This is a genomic window from Pseudokineococcus lusitanus, from assembly GCF_003751265.1.
Taxonomy (GTDB): Bacteria; Actinomycetota; Actinomycetes; order Actinomycetales; family Quadrisphaeraceae; genus Pseudokineococcus; species Pseudokineococcus lusitanus.
The window spans coordinates 1-15,920 of the sequence record NZ_RJKN01000011.1 but is presented as its reverse complement, the minus strand read 5'-3'; the positions used below and the strand labels follow the sequence as shown (position 1 = coordinate 15,920).

At 79.5% G+C, this 15,920-nt stretch carries 14 protein-coding genes and 1 rRNA gene; all 15 read right to left on the bottom strand.

The features are described 5' to 3' along the window. Nucleotides 1–3: 3 nt before the first annotated feature. Nucleotides 4–603 carry an NUDIX domain-containing protein gene (locus EDC03_RS16360; RefSeq protein ID WP_199720360.1) on the bottom strand — a complete coding sequence of 200 codons (600 nt, stop codon included), beginning with the start codon at nt 601–603 and terminating at the stop codon, nt 4–6. Nucleotides 604–692: 89 nt separating this feature from the next. Further along, complete coding sequence (locus EDC03_RS16355) at nt 693–2,348, bottom strand: CTP synthase (RefSeq protein ID WP_241967233.1); 1,656 nt, start codon at nt 2,346–2,348, stop codon at nt 693–695. 68 nt (nt 2,349–2,416) lie between these two features. Next, a complete protein-coding gene (locus tag EDC03_RS16350) occupies nt 2,417–3,634 on the bottom strand; it encodes a glycosyltransferase family 4 protein (RefSeq protein ID WP_123381338.1) in 1,218 nt (405 codons plus the stop codon). Next, on the bottom strand, nt 3,631–5,442 hold the full coding sequence (murJ, locus tag EDC03_RS16345) for a murein biosynthesis integral membrane protein MurJ (RefSeq protein ID WP_123381337.1): 1,812 nt from the start codon (nt 5,440–5,442) through the stop codon (nt 3,631–3,633). Before murJ ends, EDC03_RS16350 begins: the two co-directional genes overlap by 4 nt. Next, nucleotides 5,439–6,308 (bottom strand): hypothetical protein, encoded by an 870-nt coding sequence (locus tag EDC03_RS16340; protein WP_123381382.1) that lies wholly within the window; start codon nt 6,306–6,308, stop codon nt 5,439–5,441. The genes murJ and EDC03_RS16340 overlap by 4 nt, the downstream gene beginning before the upstream one ends. A 2-nt stretch (nt 6,309–6,310) precedes the next feature. Further along, nucleotides 6,311–7,339: a copper transporter gene (locus EDC03_RS16335; protein WP_123381336.1), complete on the bottom strand. Its 1,029-nt coding sequence runs from the start codon at nt 7,337–7,339 to the stop codon at nt 6,311–6,313. Nucleotides 7,340–7,454: 115 nt separating this feature from the next. After that, nucleotides 7,455–8,654 carry a putative cytokinetic ring protein SteA gene (steA, locus tag EDC03_RS16330; RefSeq protein ID WP_123381335.1) on the bottom strand — a complete coding sequence of 400 codons (1,200 nt, stop codon included), beginning with the start codon at nt 8,652–8,654 and terminating at the stop codon, nt 7,455–7,457. A 90-nt stretch (nt 8,655–8,744) separates the two neighbouring features. Next, nucleotides 8,745–10,505 carry a DNA repair protein RecN gene (recN, locus tag EDC03_RS16325; protein WP_123381334.1) on the bottom strand — a complete coding sequence of 587 codons (1,761 nt, stop codon included), beginning with the start codon at nt 10,503–10,505 and terminating at the stop codon, nt 8,745–8,747. A 4-nt stretch (nt 10,506–10,509) separates the two neighbouring features. Then, the gene (locus tag EDC03_RS16320; protein ID WP_123381333.1) at nt 10,510–11,490 is read right to left on the bottom strand and encodes an NAD kinase; all 981 of its coding nucleotides are present in this window, start codon (nt 11,488–11,490) and stop codon (nt 10,510–10,512) included. Beyond that, nucleotides 11,487–12,416 carry a TlyA family RNA methyltransferase gene (locus tag EDC03_RS16315; protein ID WP_123381332.1) on the bottom strand — a complete coding sequence of 310 codons (930 nt, stop codon included), beginning with the start codon at nt 12,414–12,416 and terminating at the stop codon, nt 11,487–11,489. The genes EDC03_RS16320 and EDC03_RS16315 overlap by 4 nt, the downstream gene beginning before the upstream one ends. After that, nucleotides 12,413–12,688: a hypothetical protein gene (locus EDC03_RS16310; RefSeq protein ID WP_148058128.1), complete on the bottom strand. Its 276-nt coding sequence runs from the start codon at nt 12,686–12,688 to the stop codon at nt 12,413–12,415. The genes EDC03_RS16315 and EDC03_RS16310 overlap by 4 nt, the downstream gene beginning before the upstream one ends. Before the next feature lie 10 nt (nt 12,689–12,698). After that, a complete protein-coding gene (locus EDC03_RS16305) occupies nt 12,699–13,709 on the bottom strand; it encodes an HAD-IIA family hydrolase (RefSeq protein ID WP_123381330.1) in 1,011 nt (336 codons plus the stop codon). Continuing rightward, entirely contained in the window at nt 13,702–14,298 is a 597-nt protein-coding gene (locus EDC03_RS16300; RefSeq protein ID WP_199720350.1) for a tetratricopeptide repeat protein, read from the bottom strand. The genes EDC03_RS16305 and EDC03_RS16300 overlap by 8 nt, the downstream gene beginning before the upstream one ends. Then, nucleotides 14,295–14,942 carry a hypothetical protein gene (locus EDC03_RS16295; RefSeq protein ID WP_148058127.1) on the bottom strand — a complete coding sequence of 216 codons (648 nt, stop codon included), beginning with the start codon at nt 14,940–14,942 and terminating at the stop codon, nt 14,295–14,297. Before EDC03_RS16295 ends, EDC03_RS16300 begins: the two co-directional genes overlap by 4 nt. A 910-nt stretch (nt 14,943–15,852) precedes the next feature. Next, nucleotides 15,853–15,920, bottom strand: a 5S ribosomal RNA gene (rrf, locus tag EDC03_RS18615); the annotation flags it as partial.

Here is a 15,920-nt window from a genome sequence, read left to right as displayed (position 1 = left end):
CCGTCAGGCCGGGCGGCGCTCGGTGAACGCCGGCCAGGGGGCGTCGGCGGGACGCAGCGTCGTCCACCCGGCGGCCCGGGCCGCGACCGCGGCGAGGACGGCCACGACGGCGGTCGGGTTGTGCACCCGGCCCGCGAGGACGGCGTCGCGCGCGTCGTCCAGCGGCACCCACCGCGCCACCATCTGCGCCTCCTCGTGCTCGCGCGCGAAGCGGTCGGCCTCGTCGACGACGGACAGGTCCCGCGCCAGGTAGACGCGCAGCGCCTCGTCGGAGCCGCCGGGCGTGCTGAACCACTCGACGAGGGTGTCGAGGCGGCCGGCGACGAGGTCGGCCTCCTCGCGCAGCTCGCGCGCGGCGGCCGCCGCGGGGTCCTCGCCGTCGACGTCGAGGAGGCCGGCCGGCACCTCCCACAGCTCGTGCCGCACCGGGTGGCGGTACTGGCGCAGGAGCAGGACGCGGTCGTCCGCGTCGAGGGCGAGCACGCCGACGGCGCCCGGGTGGACGACGAGGTCCCGGCGCACGGGCCCGTCGCCCCCGCCGAGGTCGACGGTGTCCGTGGCGACGTCCCACACCGCGCCCTCGAAGACCGTCTCCCGGCGCAGGACCTCCCGCGGCGCGAGGACGTCCGCGAGCGGCGTGCCGTCGTCCGTCGCCGCGAGGGCGTCGAGGGCCTCCCGCGACGACGGGCCGCTCACGCGAGGACCTCGTCGACCTCGACGAGGCGCTCCTCGCGCTGCCGGGCCACGGCCGCGCGGACGAGGCCCGCGAAGAGGGGGTGCGCCCGGGTCGGGCGGCTGCGGAACTCCGGGTGCGCCTGCGTCCCCACGTAGAACGGGTGGACGTCGCGCGGGAGCTCGACGAACTCGACGAGCGCGCGGTCCGGCGACTGCCCGGAGACGACGAGGCCGGAGGCCTCGAGCTGCTCGCGGTAGTCGTTGCTCACCTCGTAGCGGTGGCGGTGCCGCTCGTGGACGAGCTCGCTGCCGTAGACCTCCGCGACGACCGAGCCGGGCGTGAGGGCGGCGGGGTACAGGCCGAGGCGCATCGTCCCGCCGAGGTCGCCGGCGCCCTCGACGAAGGCCTTCTGCTCCTCCATGGTCGCGACGACGGGGTGCGGGGTCTGCGGGTCGAACTCCGAGCTCGACGCGCCCTCGAGCCCGGCGACGGTGCGCGCGTGCTCGATGACCATGCACTGCAGCCCGAGGCACAGGCCGAGGGTGGGCACCTTCGTCGCGCGGGCCCACGTGAGGGCGCCGAGCTTGCCCTCGATGCCGCGGACGCCGAAGCCGCCCGGCACGCAGACCGCGTCGACGCCCGAGAGCGCCCGGCGGGCGCCGTCGGGGGTGGTGCAGTCGTCGGAGGGGACCCAGCGCAGGACGACGCGGGCGTCGGCGTCGAAGCCGCCGGCCCGCAGCGCCTCGGTGACCGAGAGGTACGCGTCGGGCAGGTCGACGTACTTGCCGACGAGGCCGACGGTGACCGTGTGGCGGGGGGCGTGGACGCGCTGCAGCAGCCGGTCCCACTCGGTCCAGTCGACGTCGCGGAAGGGCAGGGCCAGGCGCTGGACGATGTAGGCGTCGAGGCCCTCGGCGTGGAGCACCTTGGGGATGTCGTAGATCGAGGGGGCGTCGACGGCGTTGGCCACGGCGGCCTCGTCGACGTCGCAGCTCGCGGCGATCTTGCGCTTGATGCCCTCGGGGATCGGCCGGTCCGAGCGGCACACGAGCGCGTCCGGCTGGATGCCGATGTTGCGCAGCGCGGCGACGGAGTGCTGCGTCGGCTTGGTCTTCAGCTCGCCGCTGGGGCCGATGTAGGGCACGAGCGAGACGTGGACGAAGAAGACGTTGTCGCGGCCGACGTCGCGGCGGACCTGCCGCGCGGCCTCGAGGAAGGGCAGCGACTCGATGTCGCCGACGGTGCCGCCGACCTCGGTGATGATGACGTCCGGCACCGGCTCGCCGTCGGGGCCGGGCTGCGCCTTGGCGCGCATCCGGGCCTTGATCTCGTCGGTGATGTGCGGGATGACCTGGACGGTGTCGCCGAGGTACTCGCCGCGCCGCTCCTTGGCGATGACCTCGGAGTAGACCTGGCCGGTCGTGACGTTGGCCGCCGCGTCGAGGTCGACGTCGAGGAAGCGCTCGTAGTGGCCGATGTCGAGGTCCGTCTCGGCGCCGTCGTCGGTGACGAAGACCTCGCCGTGCTGGAACGGGTTCATCGTGCCGGGGTCGACGTTGAGGTACGGGTCGAGCTTCTGCATCGACACCCGCAGCCCGCGCGCCCGGAGCAGCCGCCCCAGGCTGGAGGCGGTCAGCCCCTTCCCGAGGGAGGAGGCGACACCCCCGGTCACGAAGATGTGCCGCGTGCCTGCCTGACCCGACCGGGAGATCCCTCGTTCCACCACGGACCTCGACGGTACTACCGACCGGCCCCCGCCGGTGACCACGGCCCGCCCGCGGCGAGCCGGGCGTGGCGGTCCCGCCAGCCCGCGAGCACCTCCGCCGGCCCGGGCAGCGCCTCGTACGCCGCCCGCGCGGCCCGGCCCGCGGCGGCCCGACGCACCGGGTCGGCCAGCAGGTCCCCCACCGCCGCCGCGAGGGCGGCGTCGTCGCCCACGGGCACGAGGGTCCCGACCCCCTCGAGGAGGTCGGGCAGGCCGCCCGTCCGGGTGGCGACGACGGGCAGGCCCGCCGCCATCGCCTCCTGCACGGCGAGCGCCCGGGCCTCCCACGTGCTCGTGAGCGCGAAGACGTCGGCCCGCGCGAGCAGGGCGGGCACGTCGTGGCGGGCGCCCAGCAGCCGGACGGGGGCGCCCGCCTCCTGCAGCTGCTCCCGCAGCCCCCGCTCGACCCCGGGGTCGCCGTCGCCGACGACGAGCCAGGTCCACGGCCCGGCCGGGCGCACCGCGCCGTCGCCGCGGACGAGGCGCCCTGCGGCGCGGACGAGCGTCGGGAGGTCCTTCTGCGGCGCGAGCCGGCTGACGGTGAGGACGACCGCCGTCCCGGGGGCGAGGTCCTCGAGCCCTGGCGGCGGGGCCGGCGTCCCGACGGGGCCCGGGAGGTCGGGGACGGCCACGGGCGTCGTCACCGCGCCGTCCGCCCCCAGGTCCCGGGCCCGGGCGGTGAGGTCGTCGGAGGCCCCGGTGAGCAGGTCGGCGCGGCGGGCCTGGAGCCGCTCGGCCGCGGTCGTCAGCCGGTGGCGCCACCCCGCGGGCGCGCCGAGGACGGCGTTGTGCCACGTGACGACGACGGCCGGGCGGCCGGGGCGGCGGCGCCCGGGGCGGCCCCCCACGAGCAGCACGGCGAGCAGCCCGGCCTGGTGGCCGTGCGCGTGGACGACGTCGGCCCCGCGCAGCAGGTGCCGCAGGGCCACGAGGCGTCGCAGCGCCACCAGCGGGCGCCGCGGGGCGGGCCACAGGACGCGGACGTCGGGGCCGTCGTCCGGGGCGTCGGGGCCGGCGGGCCGACGCCGCTCGCGCCAGCGGCCCGCCGTCGTCGCGCTCGTCGCCACGACGACCTCGGTGCCCTCCCCCGGACGGGGCGGGTCCTCCCCGGACGACGCCAGGCCGCGGGCGAGGTCGTCGACGTGGGCCGCGACCCCTCCGGTGGCGTGGCCGAGCAGCAGCACGAGCCTCACGACGTCCTCCCCCCGGGCGCCGGCGGCGCCCCTCCGTCCGCGGCGTCCCCGCGGACCTCGGCGTCCTCCCGGTCCTCGGCGCCGGGGGCGCCGTCGGGACCGTCCGCCGTGCCGGGGCCCCCGCCGCCCCGCCGGCGGAGCCGGCCCAGCACCGCGCGGGCGACGTCCCGGTCGAGCAGCGCCACCAGGGCCGCCGCGAGCGCCGTCGTCACGGCGGCGCCGGCGACCGCGGCGAGCACCGCCGGCAGGGTCCCGCCGCCGGCCGCCCCGAGGACGGCGTCGACGACGAGCCGCCCGACGACGCCGGCACCGACCGCCGCGGCCGTGGCCGCCGCGAGGGTGCGCCCCGTCCCGGCCACCGCGGCCGGGCCGGCGGCCCGGCGCAGCGCCCGGAGGAGGAGGACGGCGGCGAGCGTGAGGCCGAGGCTCGTCCCGCCCGCCATCGCCACGACGCGGTCGGCGCCGGGCAGGACGGCCGCGAGGACGACCTGCGCGACGACGACGCCCAGCCACCCCGTCACGGTGGCCGTCGCCGCGGCCCGGCCGCGCTCCAGCGCGTACAGGGCCCGGGCGACGGAGGCGACGAGCGCCAGCCCGAGCAGCGACGGGGCGATCGCCGTCACGGCGCGGCCGACGGCGTCGTACGCCGTCCCGTCGCCGTCGGCGCCGCCGCCCGGGTCGAGCCCGCCGTAGAACGCCTGGACGGCGGGGGCGACGGCCACGAGCAGGCCGGTGCCGAGGAGGGCGACGCCGACGACGGCCCGGGTGCTGAGGGCCGCGGTGCGCGCGAAGCCGTCCCGGTCGCCCTCGGCGGCGGAGCGGGCCAGCCGGGGGAAGGCGCTCGTCGCGAGCGGCACGGCGAGCACCGCGTACGGCAGCACCGAGACGGGCTGCACGACCTGGACGAAGACGCTGAACGAGCCGGGCGCCGGGTCGCCGAGCCGGCCGCCCAGGAGGAGGGCGGTGAGCACCGCCGCCTGCTGGGCCAGGAGGGCGGCGAGGCCGGCGCCCGCGAGGCCTCCCGCCCGCCGCAGCACCCCCGGCGGGAAGCGCAGCGTCGGGCGGGGCCGCACGCCGCTGCGCAGGACCGGCCCGAGCAGCGGCAGCGTGAGGACGACGACGCCGAGCGTCGTGCCCCCGGCCAGCACCGCGACGGCCGCGCCGCCGGGCTCCTCGCCCGCCGCCCGCGCCGGCCCGGCGACGACGCCGTGCAGGAGGTAGGCGCCGATGACGACGAGGCTCGACAGCAGCGGCGACAGGGCCGGCCAGGCGAAGCGCTGCTGCGCCTGCAGGGTGCCGACGAGCACGACGCCGACGCCGTAGAGCACCACCTGGGGCGCGAAGACGACGAGCATCGCGGTGGCGAGGGTGCGCTGGTCGGCCAGCCCGGCGCCGGGCCGGAGCAGCTCCGCCAGCGGCCCGGCGAGGGCGGCGACGGCCAGCGCCGACGGCACGAGCAGGAGCAGGGACCAGCCGAGGAGCGCCCCGACGACGCGGTCGACCTCCGCCCGGTCGCGGCGCGCCAGCGGGCCGGCGAGCAGGGGCACGACGGCGCCCGCGAGGGCGCCGCCCGCGACGACCTCGAAGAGGACGTTGGGGACCGTGTTGGCGGCGTTGTAGGCCTCCCCGACGGCGGTCGTGTTGCCGACCGAGCCGGTGAAGACGACGCCGCGGACGAACCCGGCGACGCGCGCCAGCAGCGTGAGGACGCCGATGAGGGCCGCCGCGCCGACGAGCCCGCGGGTCGCCGGGCCGAGACGGGCCCCGAGGCCGGGGCGCCCGGCCCCTCGCGAGGGCGCGGGGCTCACCCGGCCGCGGGGCCGGCGGGCGCCGGGGCCCGGCGGCCGAGCCGGTCGAGCGCGCGCAGCCCCGGCGTGGCCTCGACGACCCGGCTGAAGCTGACGACCTCGCTGGCCGCGGTGAGGCCGAGGAGCACCGCGAGGACGGCCGCGCGGGCGCGGCGGTCCTGCGTGCGCGTGAGGAGGGCCGCGCCGAGGAGCGCCCCGGCCGCGTTGGCCCCGCTGTCGCCGAGCATCGCCTCCTCCCGGAGGTCGGGCAGGAGGAGCACGGCGGCGGCGCCGGCGCCGGTCGCGGCGAGCGGGCCGCCGGGCCGGGCGCCGGGCACGCCGGTGCCGCCGACGAGGTGGCCGAGGACGAGCACGGCCTTGAGGGCCCGCCCCGGCCGCAGGTCGAGGAGGTTGACGAGGTTCGCCGAGCCCGCGACGAGGGCGCCCGCGACGAGGCGGTCGGCGACGCCGACCTCGCGCCCGGGGCGCGAGGGGCCGTCGACGAGCGCCGCCCCGAGCAGGCCGCCGAGGCCGATCCCGACGACCTTGAGGCCGCCGGTCGTCGGCCGCCCCCGCAGGAGCGAGCCGAGGTGGCCCTTCAGGCCGCGCGCGTCGGCGGAACCGTGGACGTCGTCGACCGCCCCGAGGACGGCCGCGACGCCCGTGGCGAGCGCGGCGCCGGCCCGCGCCCGGCCGGGCAGCGGCGCGACGGCGGTCCCCGCCAGCTGCGCGAGGGCGAGGACGGGGCCCTCGAGGAGGGTCACCGCCTCGCCGCGGTGGTTGGTGCGCTCCAGCGCCCGGCCCGCGCCCGTGGTGCGCAGGCGCCGGGCGGCGGCCCAGCCGAGGGCGGCGGTCGCCGCCGCGGTGGCCGCGGGGACGAAGCGCAGGCTCACCCCGCACCTCCCCCGGTCGTGGGCTGCCCGGTCGTGGTGCCCGCCGTGCCGGCGTCGTCCGGCGGCAGGGGCGGCAGGGCCGCGTCGGCCCCGTCCCGGCTGCCGTACTGGCCCGCGCCGCCGTCGGCCTGCTGGCGCAGCGCGAGGACGACGCCGAGGCGGCCGGCGGGCGTGCCGGCGTCGTCGACGGCGCTGACGTCGTCGGCGAGCGCCTCGCCGCGCAGGAGGGCGACGGCGTCGGGCGCCTCGTCCCCCGTCGTGCCGTCGCCCGGGGCGAGCCCCGCGAGGACGGTGCCCGCGCCGGTGGAGGCGAGGGCCCCGAGGACGGCGAGGTCGGTCGCCGCGCGGGCGTCGTCGACCTCCGCGCTGCCGGTGGGGGCGGCGCCGGCCGCGGGCGCGACGACGAGGGCCGTGCCCGCCCGCAGCGACGGCTCGCCCTCGACGTCGGCGAGGTCGGCGGCGGTCAGGGCCTCGAGGACCTGCGAGCCCGCGGCGGAGGCGCTGCCGACGAGGCCGTCGTCGCCCGCGACGACGGCCGTGGCGAGCGCCCCGGCGAGGGCGTCGGGCGTGCCGGCGTCGCCCTCGACACCGTTGAGGGCCAGGTCGGGCAGCGCCGCGAGGACGTCCTCGCGCGTCGCCGCCGCGTCGGGGTCGACCCACGCCGGGTCGAGCTCCACGGTGCCGGTGACCTCGCCGCCCGCGGCGACGACCTGCTCCTCGAGGTCGTCGACGAGGCCGCCGTCCGCGCCGGGCAGCGCGACGACGACCGTCGACGTCCCGGTGAGGGCGCCGTCGGCCAGCACCGGCGCCAGCTCCTCGAGCGCGGCGTCGCGGGCGGCGACCTGCGCCCGCAGGTCGCTGTTCTCCAGCTGGAGGGCGGCGCGGTCCTCGCGGAGGAGGTCGACCTGGCTCGTGAGGGTGTCCCCGATCGAGTCGCGCAGCGGCCCCGCCCCGAGCACGACGCCGATGGCGAGCGCCATGAAGACGCTCACCAGCGACACCAGGTGGTAGCGGAAGTCGATCACCGGTCGTCCTCACCGGACGGCCCGCCGGGCCGCCCCCTCGTCTCGCCGGGCCCGCCCGCGGGCGGCCGGCCGGTCGTCGTGCGCGGGCCCCGCCCGCCGGCGGCGCGCGCGCCGCTCACGGGCTCTCCGCCCAGCCGCGCACCGACGCCACGAGCCCGTCGAGCTGCGCGCCGAGGAGTGCCACGAGCGTCTGCCCGGCGGAGGTCGCGAGCAGCGCCACGAGCAGGGCGAGCAGCCCGGCGACGAGGAGCGCCGCCACCTGGGCGGTCGAGATCCGCTGGCGGTAGAGGCGGGAGACGCCCTTGGCGTCGACGAGCTTGCCCCCCACCCGCAGCCGGGTGAGGAAGGTGCTCGCCATGCCCGCGCGCCCCTTGTCGAGGAACTCCACGAGCGTGGCGTGGGTGCCGACGGCGACGATGAGCTCGGCGCCCCCGTCGTCGGCGAGCATCATCGCGACGTCCTCGCTCGTGCCCGTGGCGGGGAAGACGACGGGGTCGACGCCGAGGGCCTGGACCCGGTCCAGCCCGGGCGCGCGGCCGTCGCGGTAGGCGTGGACGACGACCTCCGCGCCGCTCGTGAGCGCCGCGTCGGACACCGAGTCCATGTCGCCGACGACCATGTCGAGCCGGTGCCCGGCCTCGAGGACGGCGTCGGCGCCGCCGTCGACGCCGATGAGGACCGGGCGGTACTCGCGGATGTACGAGCGCAGCGTCGCGAGGTCCTCGCGGTAGTGGTACCCGCGGACGACGAGCAACGCCTGGCGCCCGGCGAAGGACGTCCGCACCTCGGGGACGCCGATCCCGTCGAGGAGGAGGTCCTTCTCGCGGAGCATGTACTCCATCGTGTTGGCGGCGAAGGCCTCGAGCTGGGTGCTGAGCCCCTCGCGGGCCGCCTCCATCGCGGCGGCGACCGTCGCGGACGTCTGCCGCGTCCCGCTGGCCACGACGCGGTCGCCGTCCTCGGCGAGCAGGACGAGGTCGTCGCCGTCCACGCGGACCCGCTGGCCCTCGGTGAGCGCCGTCATGACCTCGGGGCCCACGCCGTCGACGAGGACGACGCCGGCCTCGACGAGGACCTGCGGGCCGATGTTGGGGTAGCGCCCGGACGTGCTCGCCGCGGCGTTGACGACGGCGGCCGGGCGGGCCGCGACGAGCGAGTCGGCGGCCACCCGGTCGACGTCCTCGTGGTCGATGACCGCGACGTCGCCGGGCTGGAGGCGCTTGGCCAGGTCCTTGGTCCGCCGGTCGAGGCGGACCACCCCCCCGGTCGCGGCGTCGCCCGGCGGGCCGGGGCGCCGGCGCAGCACTCGTCTCATCGCGGGGATGGTCCCACGGGAGCGACGGCACGCCGACCGGGCCGCGCCGGGCGGGTGGCCACCGGTCGACCGGCGGACGACGCGACGGGCCTACCGGGCGCCGGGCGCGCCGGCCGGGCGGGCCTGCTCGAGGAGCTCGGCGGCGTGCTCGCGGGCGCTGCGGGAGGTCCCGTGGCCGGCGAGCATCCGCGCCAGCTCGGCGACCCGGCCCTCGTCGTCGAGCGCCCGCACGCCGCTGGCGACGACGCTGCCGTCCTGGCCCTTCTCGACGAGCAGGTGGGCGTCGGCGAAGGCGGCCACCTGCGGGAGGTGGGTGACGACGAGCACCTGGGCCCGCTGCGCGAGGGCCGCGAGCCGCCGTCCGATCTCGACGGCGGCGCGCCCGCCCACGCCGGAGTCGACCTCGTCGAAGACGAAGGTCTCCACCGGGTCCGCCTCCGCGAGGACCACCTCGAGCGCGAGCATGACGCGGCTCAGCTCGCCGCCGGAGGCCCCGCGCGCCAGCGGCCGCGGGTCGGCGCCGGCGTGCGCGGCGAGGAGCAGCGCGACGTCGTCGGCCCCGTCGGGCCCGAGCCGGCCCGTCCGCTCGACCCGGACGACGAGGCGGGCCCCGCCCATCGCGAGGGCGGCGAGCTCGGCGGTCGCCGCGGCGGCGAGCCGCTCCCCCGCCGCGGTGCGTGCCGCGGAGACGGTCGACGCCAGCTCCTCGAGCTCGTCGGCCAGCTCCCGCTCCCGCGCGGCCAGCGCGACGACGCGGTCGTCGTCGCCCTCGAGGCCGAGGAGACGCCGGCTCGCGCCCTGCGCCCAGGCGAGGACGCCGTCGACGCCGCCCGGGCCGTCGCCGGCGGCCCCCACGGCGGGGTCCCCGTAAGTGCGGACGAGCGCGGACAGCTCGGCGCGGCGGTCCTGGACGACGGCCAGCCGCGCCGGGTCGGCCTCGAGGCCGGCGAGGTGGGACGCGGTGTCGGCGCCCGCCTCGGTGAGGACGACCGACGCCTCGGCGAGCCGGTCGGCGAGCTCGGCGAGCACCGGGTCGTGGTCGCGGGCGGCCTCCAGGGCCCGCCGCGCCGCCTCCACGGCGCCCACCGCGGAGGCGCCGCCCGTCGCCTCGTCGTCCTCGCCCGTGAGCGCGGCGTGCGCGGTGGCCGCCGCGAGCCGGAGGTCCTCGACGTGCGAGAGCCGCTCGGCCTCCTCGGCCAGGGCGACGTCCTCCCCCGGCCGCGGGTCGACGGCCTCGACCCGCTCGAGCCCGTGCCGCAGGAGGTCGGCCTCCTGGGCGCGCTCGCGGCCCCGGGTCCGGATGTCGTCGAGCTCGGCACGGACGGCGCGGTGGTCCGCGAGGACCGCGCGGTAGCGCGCGAGGGGCACCGCCACGGCGTCGCCCGCGGCGGCGTCGACGACCTCGCGCTGGCGCTGCGGCGAGCGCAGGAGCACCTGCTCGCTCTGGCCGTGGACGGCGACGAGGTCGTCGGCGAGCTCCCCGAGCAGCCCGTTCGGCACCGAGCGGCCCCCGACGTGAGCCCGGCTGCGGCCGCCGGCGGCCACGGTCCGGGCGACGAGCATCTCGGCGCGACCGGGTCCCGCCGCGTCGAGGTCGGCGCCCGCCTCGATCGCCCGCCCGGCGGCGGCGCCGCCCTCGGGCAGCGTGAAGCGGCCCTCGACGACGGAACGTGCCGCGCCCGAGCGGACGGCGCCCGCGTCGGCCCGCTCGCCCAGCAGCAGCGCGAGGCTCGTGACGACCATCGTCTTGCCGGCCCCGGTCTCGCCCGTGAGGACGGTGAGCCCGGGCCCCAGGGGCAGCGTCGTCCCGGCGATGACGCCGAGGTCGCTGATGCGGATCTCCTCGAGCACGCGGTCAGCCCCGCCCGTCGCCGGCGGCGGCGCCGTCGTCCGGCCCGCGCCACCCCGTGACGGGCAGGCGGAACTTCGCGACGAGGCGGTCGGTGAAGGGGCCCTCGGCGAGCCGGGCCAGCAGCAGCGGGTGGCGCCCGCGCGTCACCTCGATCCGCGAGCGCGGCGGCAGCTGCGCCGTCCGGCGCCCGTCGCACCACAGGACGCCGCCCCCGGCCGTCCGCTGCTGGACCTCGACGGCGAGGACGGAGTCCGGCGAGGTGACGAGCGGCTTGGCGAAGAGGGCGTGCGCCGAGATGGGCACCATGAGCAGCGCCTGCACCTGCGGCCAGACGACGGGTCCGCCGGCGCTGAAGGCGTAGGCCGTGGAGCCCGTGGGGCTCGCCATGACGACGCCGTCGCACCCGAAGACGGAGACGGGACGGCCGTCGACCTCGGTGACGACCTCGATCATCCGCTCGCGCTCGGCCTTCTCCACGCTCGCCTCGTTGACGGCCCACGACCGCGTGACGACCTGGCCGTCGCGCAGGACGCGCACGTCGAGCGTCATCCGCTCCTCGACCGTGTAGTCGCGGGCGGCCACCCGGGCCACCGTGCGCGCCAGGTCGTCCCGCTCGCTCTCGGCGAGGAAGCCGACGTGGCCGAGGTTGACCCCGAGCAGCGGCACGGGGTGGTGCCGGACGAGCTCGGCCGCCCGCAGGATGGTCCCGTCGCCGCCGAGGACGACGACCATCTCGGCGCCGCGGAGCTCGTGGCCCTCCACCTCGTCGAGGTCGAGGACCGGCACGTCCTCCAGGCCCTCGATGGCCTCGGCCTCGTCGGCCAGCATCACGGGGGCGATCCCCGAGGCGCGCAGCAGCGTGACGAGCTCCCGGGCGGCGGCCACGGCGGCGTCGCGTCCGGTGTGGGCGAGGACGAGGACGGTGCGGCCGTCGTCGTCGCCGACGCGGCACACGGGGAAGGGGCCCTCCTCGGGGTCGGTCACGGCGTCGCCCCCGCCCGCGCGGCGGCCGGCGCCGCACCCGTCGGGCCCTGCTCGACGGCCGCGGCCACGGCGGCGTCGACCTCCGCGGCCCCGAGGGCCGGCGGCCCGGCCGGGTCGGCGGGCCCGCCGGGCGTGCGCAGCCGCAGGAAGTACTCGACGTTGCCGCTGGGGCCGGGCAGCGGGCTCGCGGCGCAGGCGACGACGGCGAGCCCCTCGTCCCGGGCCGCGGCGGCGACGGCCGTCACGGCGTCGCGGCGCGCGGCCGGGTCGCGCACGACGCCGCCCGCGCCGAGCCGGTCGCGGCCGACCTCGAACTGCGGCTTGACCATGAGCAGGTGGTCGGCGCCGGGGGCGCTGCACGCGGCCAGCGCCGGGAGCACGAGGCGCAGGGAGATGAAGGACAGGTCCGCGACGACGAGGCCCGGCAGCTCGCCGAGGTGCTCCCGGACGACCTCGGCCCCCAGCGCCCGGACGTTCGTGCGGTCGAGCACGACGACGCGCGGGTCCGACCGCACGGCCCAGGCCAGCTGCCCGTAGCCGACGTCGACGGCGAGGACGCGGCCCACGCCCCGGTCGAGGAGGACGTCGGTGAAGCCGCCCGTCGAGGCGCCCGCGTCGAGGGCACGACGACCGGCGACGACGACGTCGGGGCAGGCCTCGAGCGCGCCCGTCAGCTTGTGGGCGCCGCGGCTCGCCCAGCGGCGGCGGGGCGCCCCGGGGTCCGTCGGCGTCGGGCCGTCGCCCGGGCGGGCCTCCTCCACGAGGAGGGGGTCGGCGGGGTCGACCTGGCTCGCGGCCTTCGTGGCGCGCTGCCCGCGGACGAGGACGGCGCCCGCGTCGACGAGCTCGGCCGCCTCGACGCGCGAGCGGGCGAGGCCGCGCCGGACGAGCTCCGCGTCGAGCCGGCGCCGACGGGGGGCGCTCACCGGGCCGTGCCCTGCAGGCGTCGGGCCAGGCGGGCGCGGACGTCCTCGAGCGCGGCGGCGACGTCCTCGGACGGGGCGTCGGCCGGGAGGGCGGCGAGCACGTCGGCCGCGGCGCGCACCTCGGCGTCCTCGGCGGGCGGGCCGTCCCCCGGCGGGGGCCCGGGCACGGCGCGGTCCGTGACCGGCTGCGGCGCCTGCGGTCCCGGGCGCGGGGGCCCGGGGACCGGCGGACGGGCCGCGGCCGGGCCGGGTCGTCCGGGTGCCTCGCTCACCCGCGCCACGCTACCGGGCGTCGAGCGGGGCCAGCCGCCCGAGCACCTCCGCGGGGACGTCGACGGGACGGCCGGCGTCGGCCCGCTCCCAGGCCGCGGCGCACAGGGCGCGCAGCAGCTCGAGGGGCGTGCCGCCGTCCCCCGCCGTGAGGACGTCGTCCTCGACCCGCACCCGCGCGCCGCCGGACGCCCAGGTCACCGCGGGGCCGTCCTCGTCGCGGTCGACGGCGGCGGGCGGCTCGAGCAGCGCCCCGAGGTCGGCGCCGAGGTGCGTCGGGCGGTGCTCCGGCGGTGCGGCGACGACCGTGGCGGCGACGTCGACGCCCGTGGACACCCAGAGGGTCGGCAGCCCGGCGGCGTGGCCCCCGGCGACGTCGGTGTCGAGGCGGTCGCCGACGACGAGGGCGGGACGCCCCTCGGCCGCCGCGAGCAGCAGCGGGGCCTCCGGCTTCCCGGCGACGCGCGGGACGGCGCCGGTGGCGTTCCGGACGGCCGCGACGAGGCTGCCGTTGCCGATGGCGGGGCCGCGCTCGCGCGGCAGCGTGGCGTCGGTGTTCGTCGCCACCCACAGCGCGCCGGCGCGGACGGCGTACGCCGCCTCTGTCAGCTCCGCCCAGCCGACCCGGGGCCCGAAGCCCTGGAGGACGGCGACGGGGGCGTCGTCGGCCGAGGTGACGGGGACGAGGCCCGCGTCCGTCAGCGCCCCGGCCACGCCGGGGCCCCCGACGGCGAGGACGCGCGCGCCCTCGCCGCAGGCCTCGCGGACGAGCAGCGCGCCGGCCTGGGACGAGGTCCGCACCTCGTCGGGCCGGGCGGGCACGTCCACGCGGCCGAGGTGCTCGGCGACGTCCTCGGGCGGCAGGGAGGCGTTGTTCGTCACGAAGCGGACGTCGACGCCGGCCTCGCGGCAGGCGGCGACGGCGGGGGCGGCCCCGGGGACGGGACGGCCGCCGGCGTAGACGGTGCCGTCGAGGTCGAGGAGGACGACCTCGACGGCGGCGGCGAGCGTCGGCTCAGGCACGGGGCGGCTCCTCGCCGTGGGCGCCGTCGGCGGCGTCGGGGTGGTCGGCGGACGGGTCCGCTGCCGGCCCGGCGGGCGGCTCGTCGGAGGCCGGGGGGCGGTCGGCGCCCCGGTCGAGCAGCACGGGGTGCAGCCCCTCGTCGAGCTCGGGCAGGGGCGTGACGCCCTCCCCCGTGGGGTCGAGGAGGTCGCGGACGCGGGCGAGGGCCGTCGCGTACTCGGGCCGGTCGGGGTTGAGCGCGACGGCGAGGGCCAGCTGCTCGGCCGCCTGCTTGACCCGGCCGATGCGGCGCAGGGACTGGCCCCAGCCGAAGCGGGCGTAGTCGCTGTCGGGTTGCACCTCGACGAGCACCTCGAAGGTGCGGGCGGCCGCGCCCGGGCGGCCGGCGGTGAACTGGGCGCGGCCCAGGGCCTCGAGGACGCTCGCCGACCGCGGCTCGTCGGCGACGAGCCGCTCGAGCACCGTCGCGGCGGCCGCGGCGTTGCCGCTGTCGAGCAGCCACAGCCCGCGCTGGAGCGTCTCGTAGCTGCCGGAGCCGTCGCCGTCCTCCCCGCCGGACAGCCAGGGCAGCGGGCCGGGGCCGGTCACGACGGGTCCTCCACCCACAGCACCGCGTCGTCGTCGTCCGCCGGGGGACCCGCGGGGCCGCCGTCCTGCGGGGCCTCGGGCCGGGGCGCCCGACGTCCGGCGGCGACGAGGGCGTCCTCGTAGGCCTCCCGCAGGCGGGCTTGGGCCTCGCGCAGCTCGGGCGGGACGGAGCCCTTGAGCTCGGGGAGCTGCAGCTCGAGCACGGCGGCGTCCAGCTCGCCGAGGTCCTGGCGGGCCCCGGCGACGACGATGGCCAGCTCGAGCCGGCCCGCGCGGTCGAGCTCCTGCGCGGCGGGACCGGCGGCCGCCTCGAGCGCCCGCTCCGGGCGGCCGAGGCCCCGCTCGCAGTCGGCCATCACGGGGAGCAGCGCCTGCGACCCCGTGAGCCGGCGGGCGGTGCGCAGCTCGCGCAGCGCCTCGTCGTAGAGCCCGGCGCGGTAGGCGGCCAGCCCCATGGCCTCGCGGACGACGCCGACGCGCCCCGCCCGGCGCTGCGCGGCCCGGGCGTGCGCCAGCGCCTTCTCCGGCTCGTCGTCGAGGAGCACGCCGACCATGACGAGGTGACGGGCGACCTCGGCGGCGTTGTCCGCCGACAGGGAGGACAGGTCCCGGCGCACGTCCCGGTCGAGCGCGTCGGGCGTCACGTCGTCGGGGATGGTCGGCTCGACGACACGCGGCGCCCGCGGCGGTGCGTCGGAGCGGTCCCCCCACGCGCCGCGGGGGGCGCCGGACGACGGGCCGTGGTCCCGACGGGGCCCGCCGCGGGAGTCCTCGCGGCGCGGTCCTCCCCCCAAGCCCTCTCGGCGCGGACCGCCCCGGGAGTCGTCACGGCGGGGTCCACCGCGGGAGTCCTCGCGCCGGGGCCCTGCCCCGGGGCCCTCGCGGCGCGGACCGCCCCGGGTGTCGTCCCGGCGGGGGCCACCGCGGGGGTCCTCACGACGAGGACCACGGGGCTCGCCCGGGCGGGACGCCCAGCTGTCGTCGCGACGGGTGGGACGGCCGTGGGAGGAGGGCCGTCCGGCGTCGGGGCGACCGCCACGGCGGTCCCGGTCGTCACCCCCTGCCCGGGAGGCCCCGGGGCCGGCGCCGTCGCGGCGGGGCGGACGACCCTGCCCGCCGCCGGAGGAGCGGTCGCCGGCGGGACGACCGCCGCCCCGCGGGTCCCGGCCACCGGCGCGCGGCGGCCGGTCACCGGACGCGGGGGGACGTCGGTCCTGCGCCCCGCGGTCCTGCTCGTCGGGTCGTCCGTCCTCGTCCACGTGTCCTCCTGCGTCCGGGAGCCGCCACGAGGGCGACGCCTGCGGCCGGCTCGGCGTCCGGGCTCCGCTGATGATGTTGTCCGTCGACACCCATGCTGCCGCACGGGCCGGAGGCCCTGCAGCGCGCGCCGCCACGGCGCTCACGACGTCGACGCGGCCGGCGGTCCGAGGGGACCGCTCCGGCGACGAGCTCCACGCAGACACTGGTCCGGTCGTGGACGCAGGAAAGGGGCCGCAGGCACGAGCCCCACCCGAAGGCAGAACACGAACCCACGACCCCTCACCCACAAAAGATGTCCGGCGGCGACCTACTCTCCCACCCAGTCCCCCAGGCAGTACCATCGGCGCGAACGGGCTTAGCTT

Bases quoted from the DNA above. Each gene is read 5' to 3' on its own strand.
- steA (WP_123381335.1), bottom strand. From the start codon at position 8,654: ATGAGACGAGTGCTGCGCCGGCGCCCCGGCCCGCCGGGCGACGCCGCG.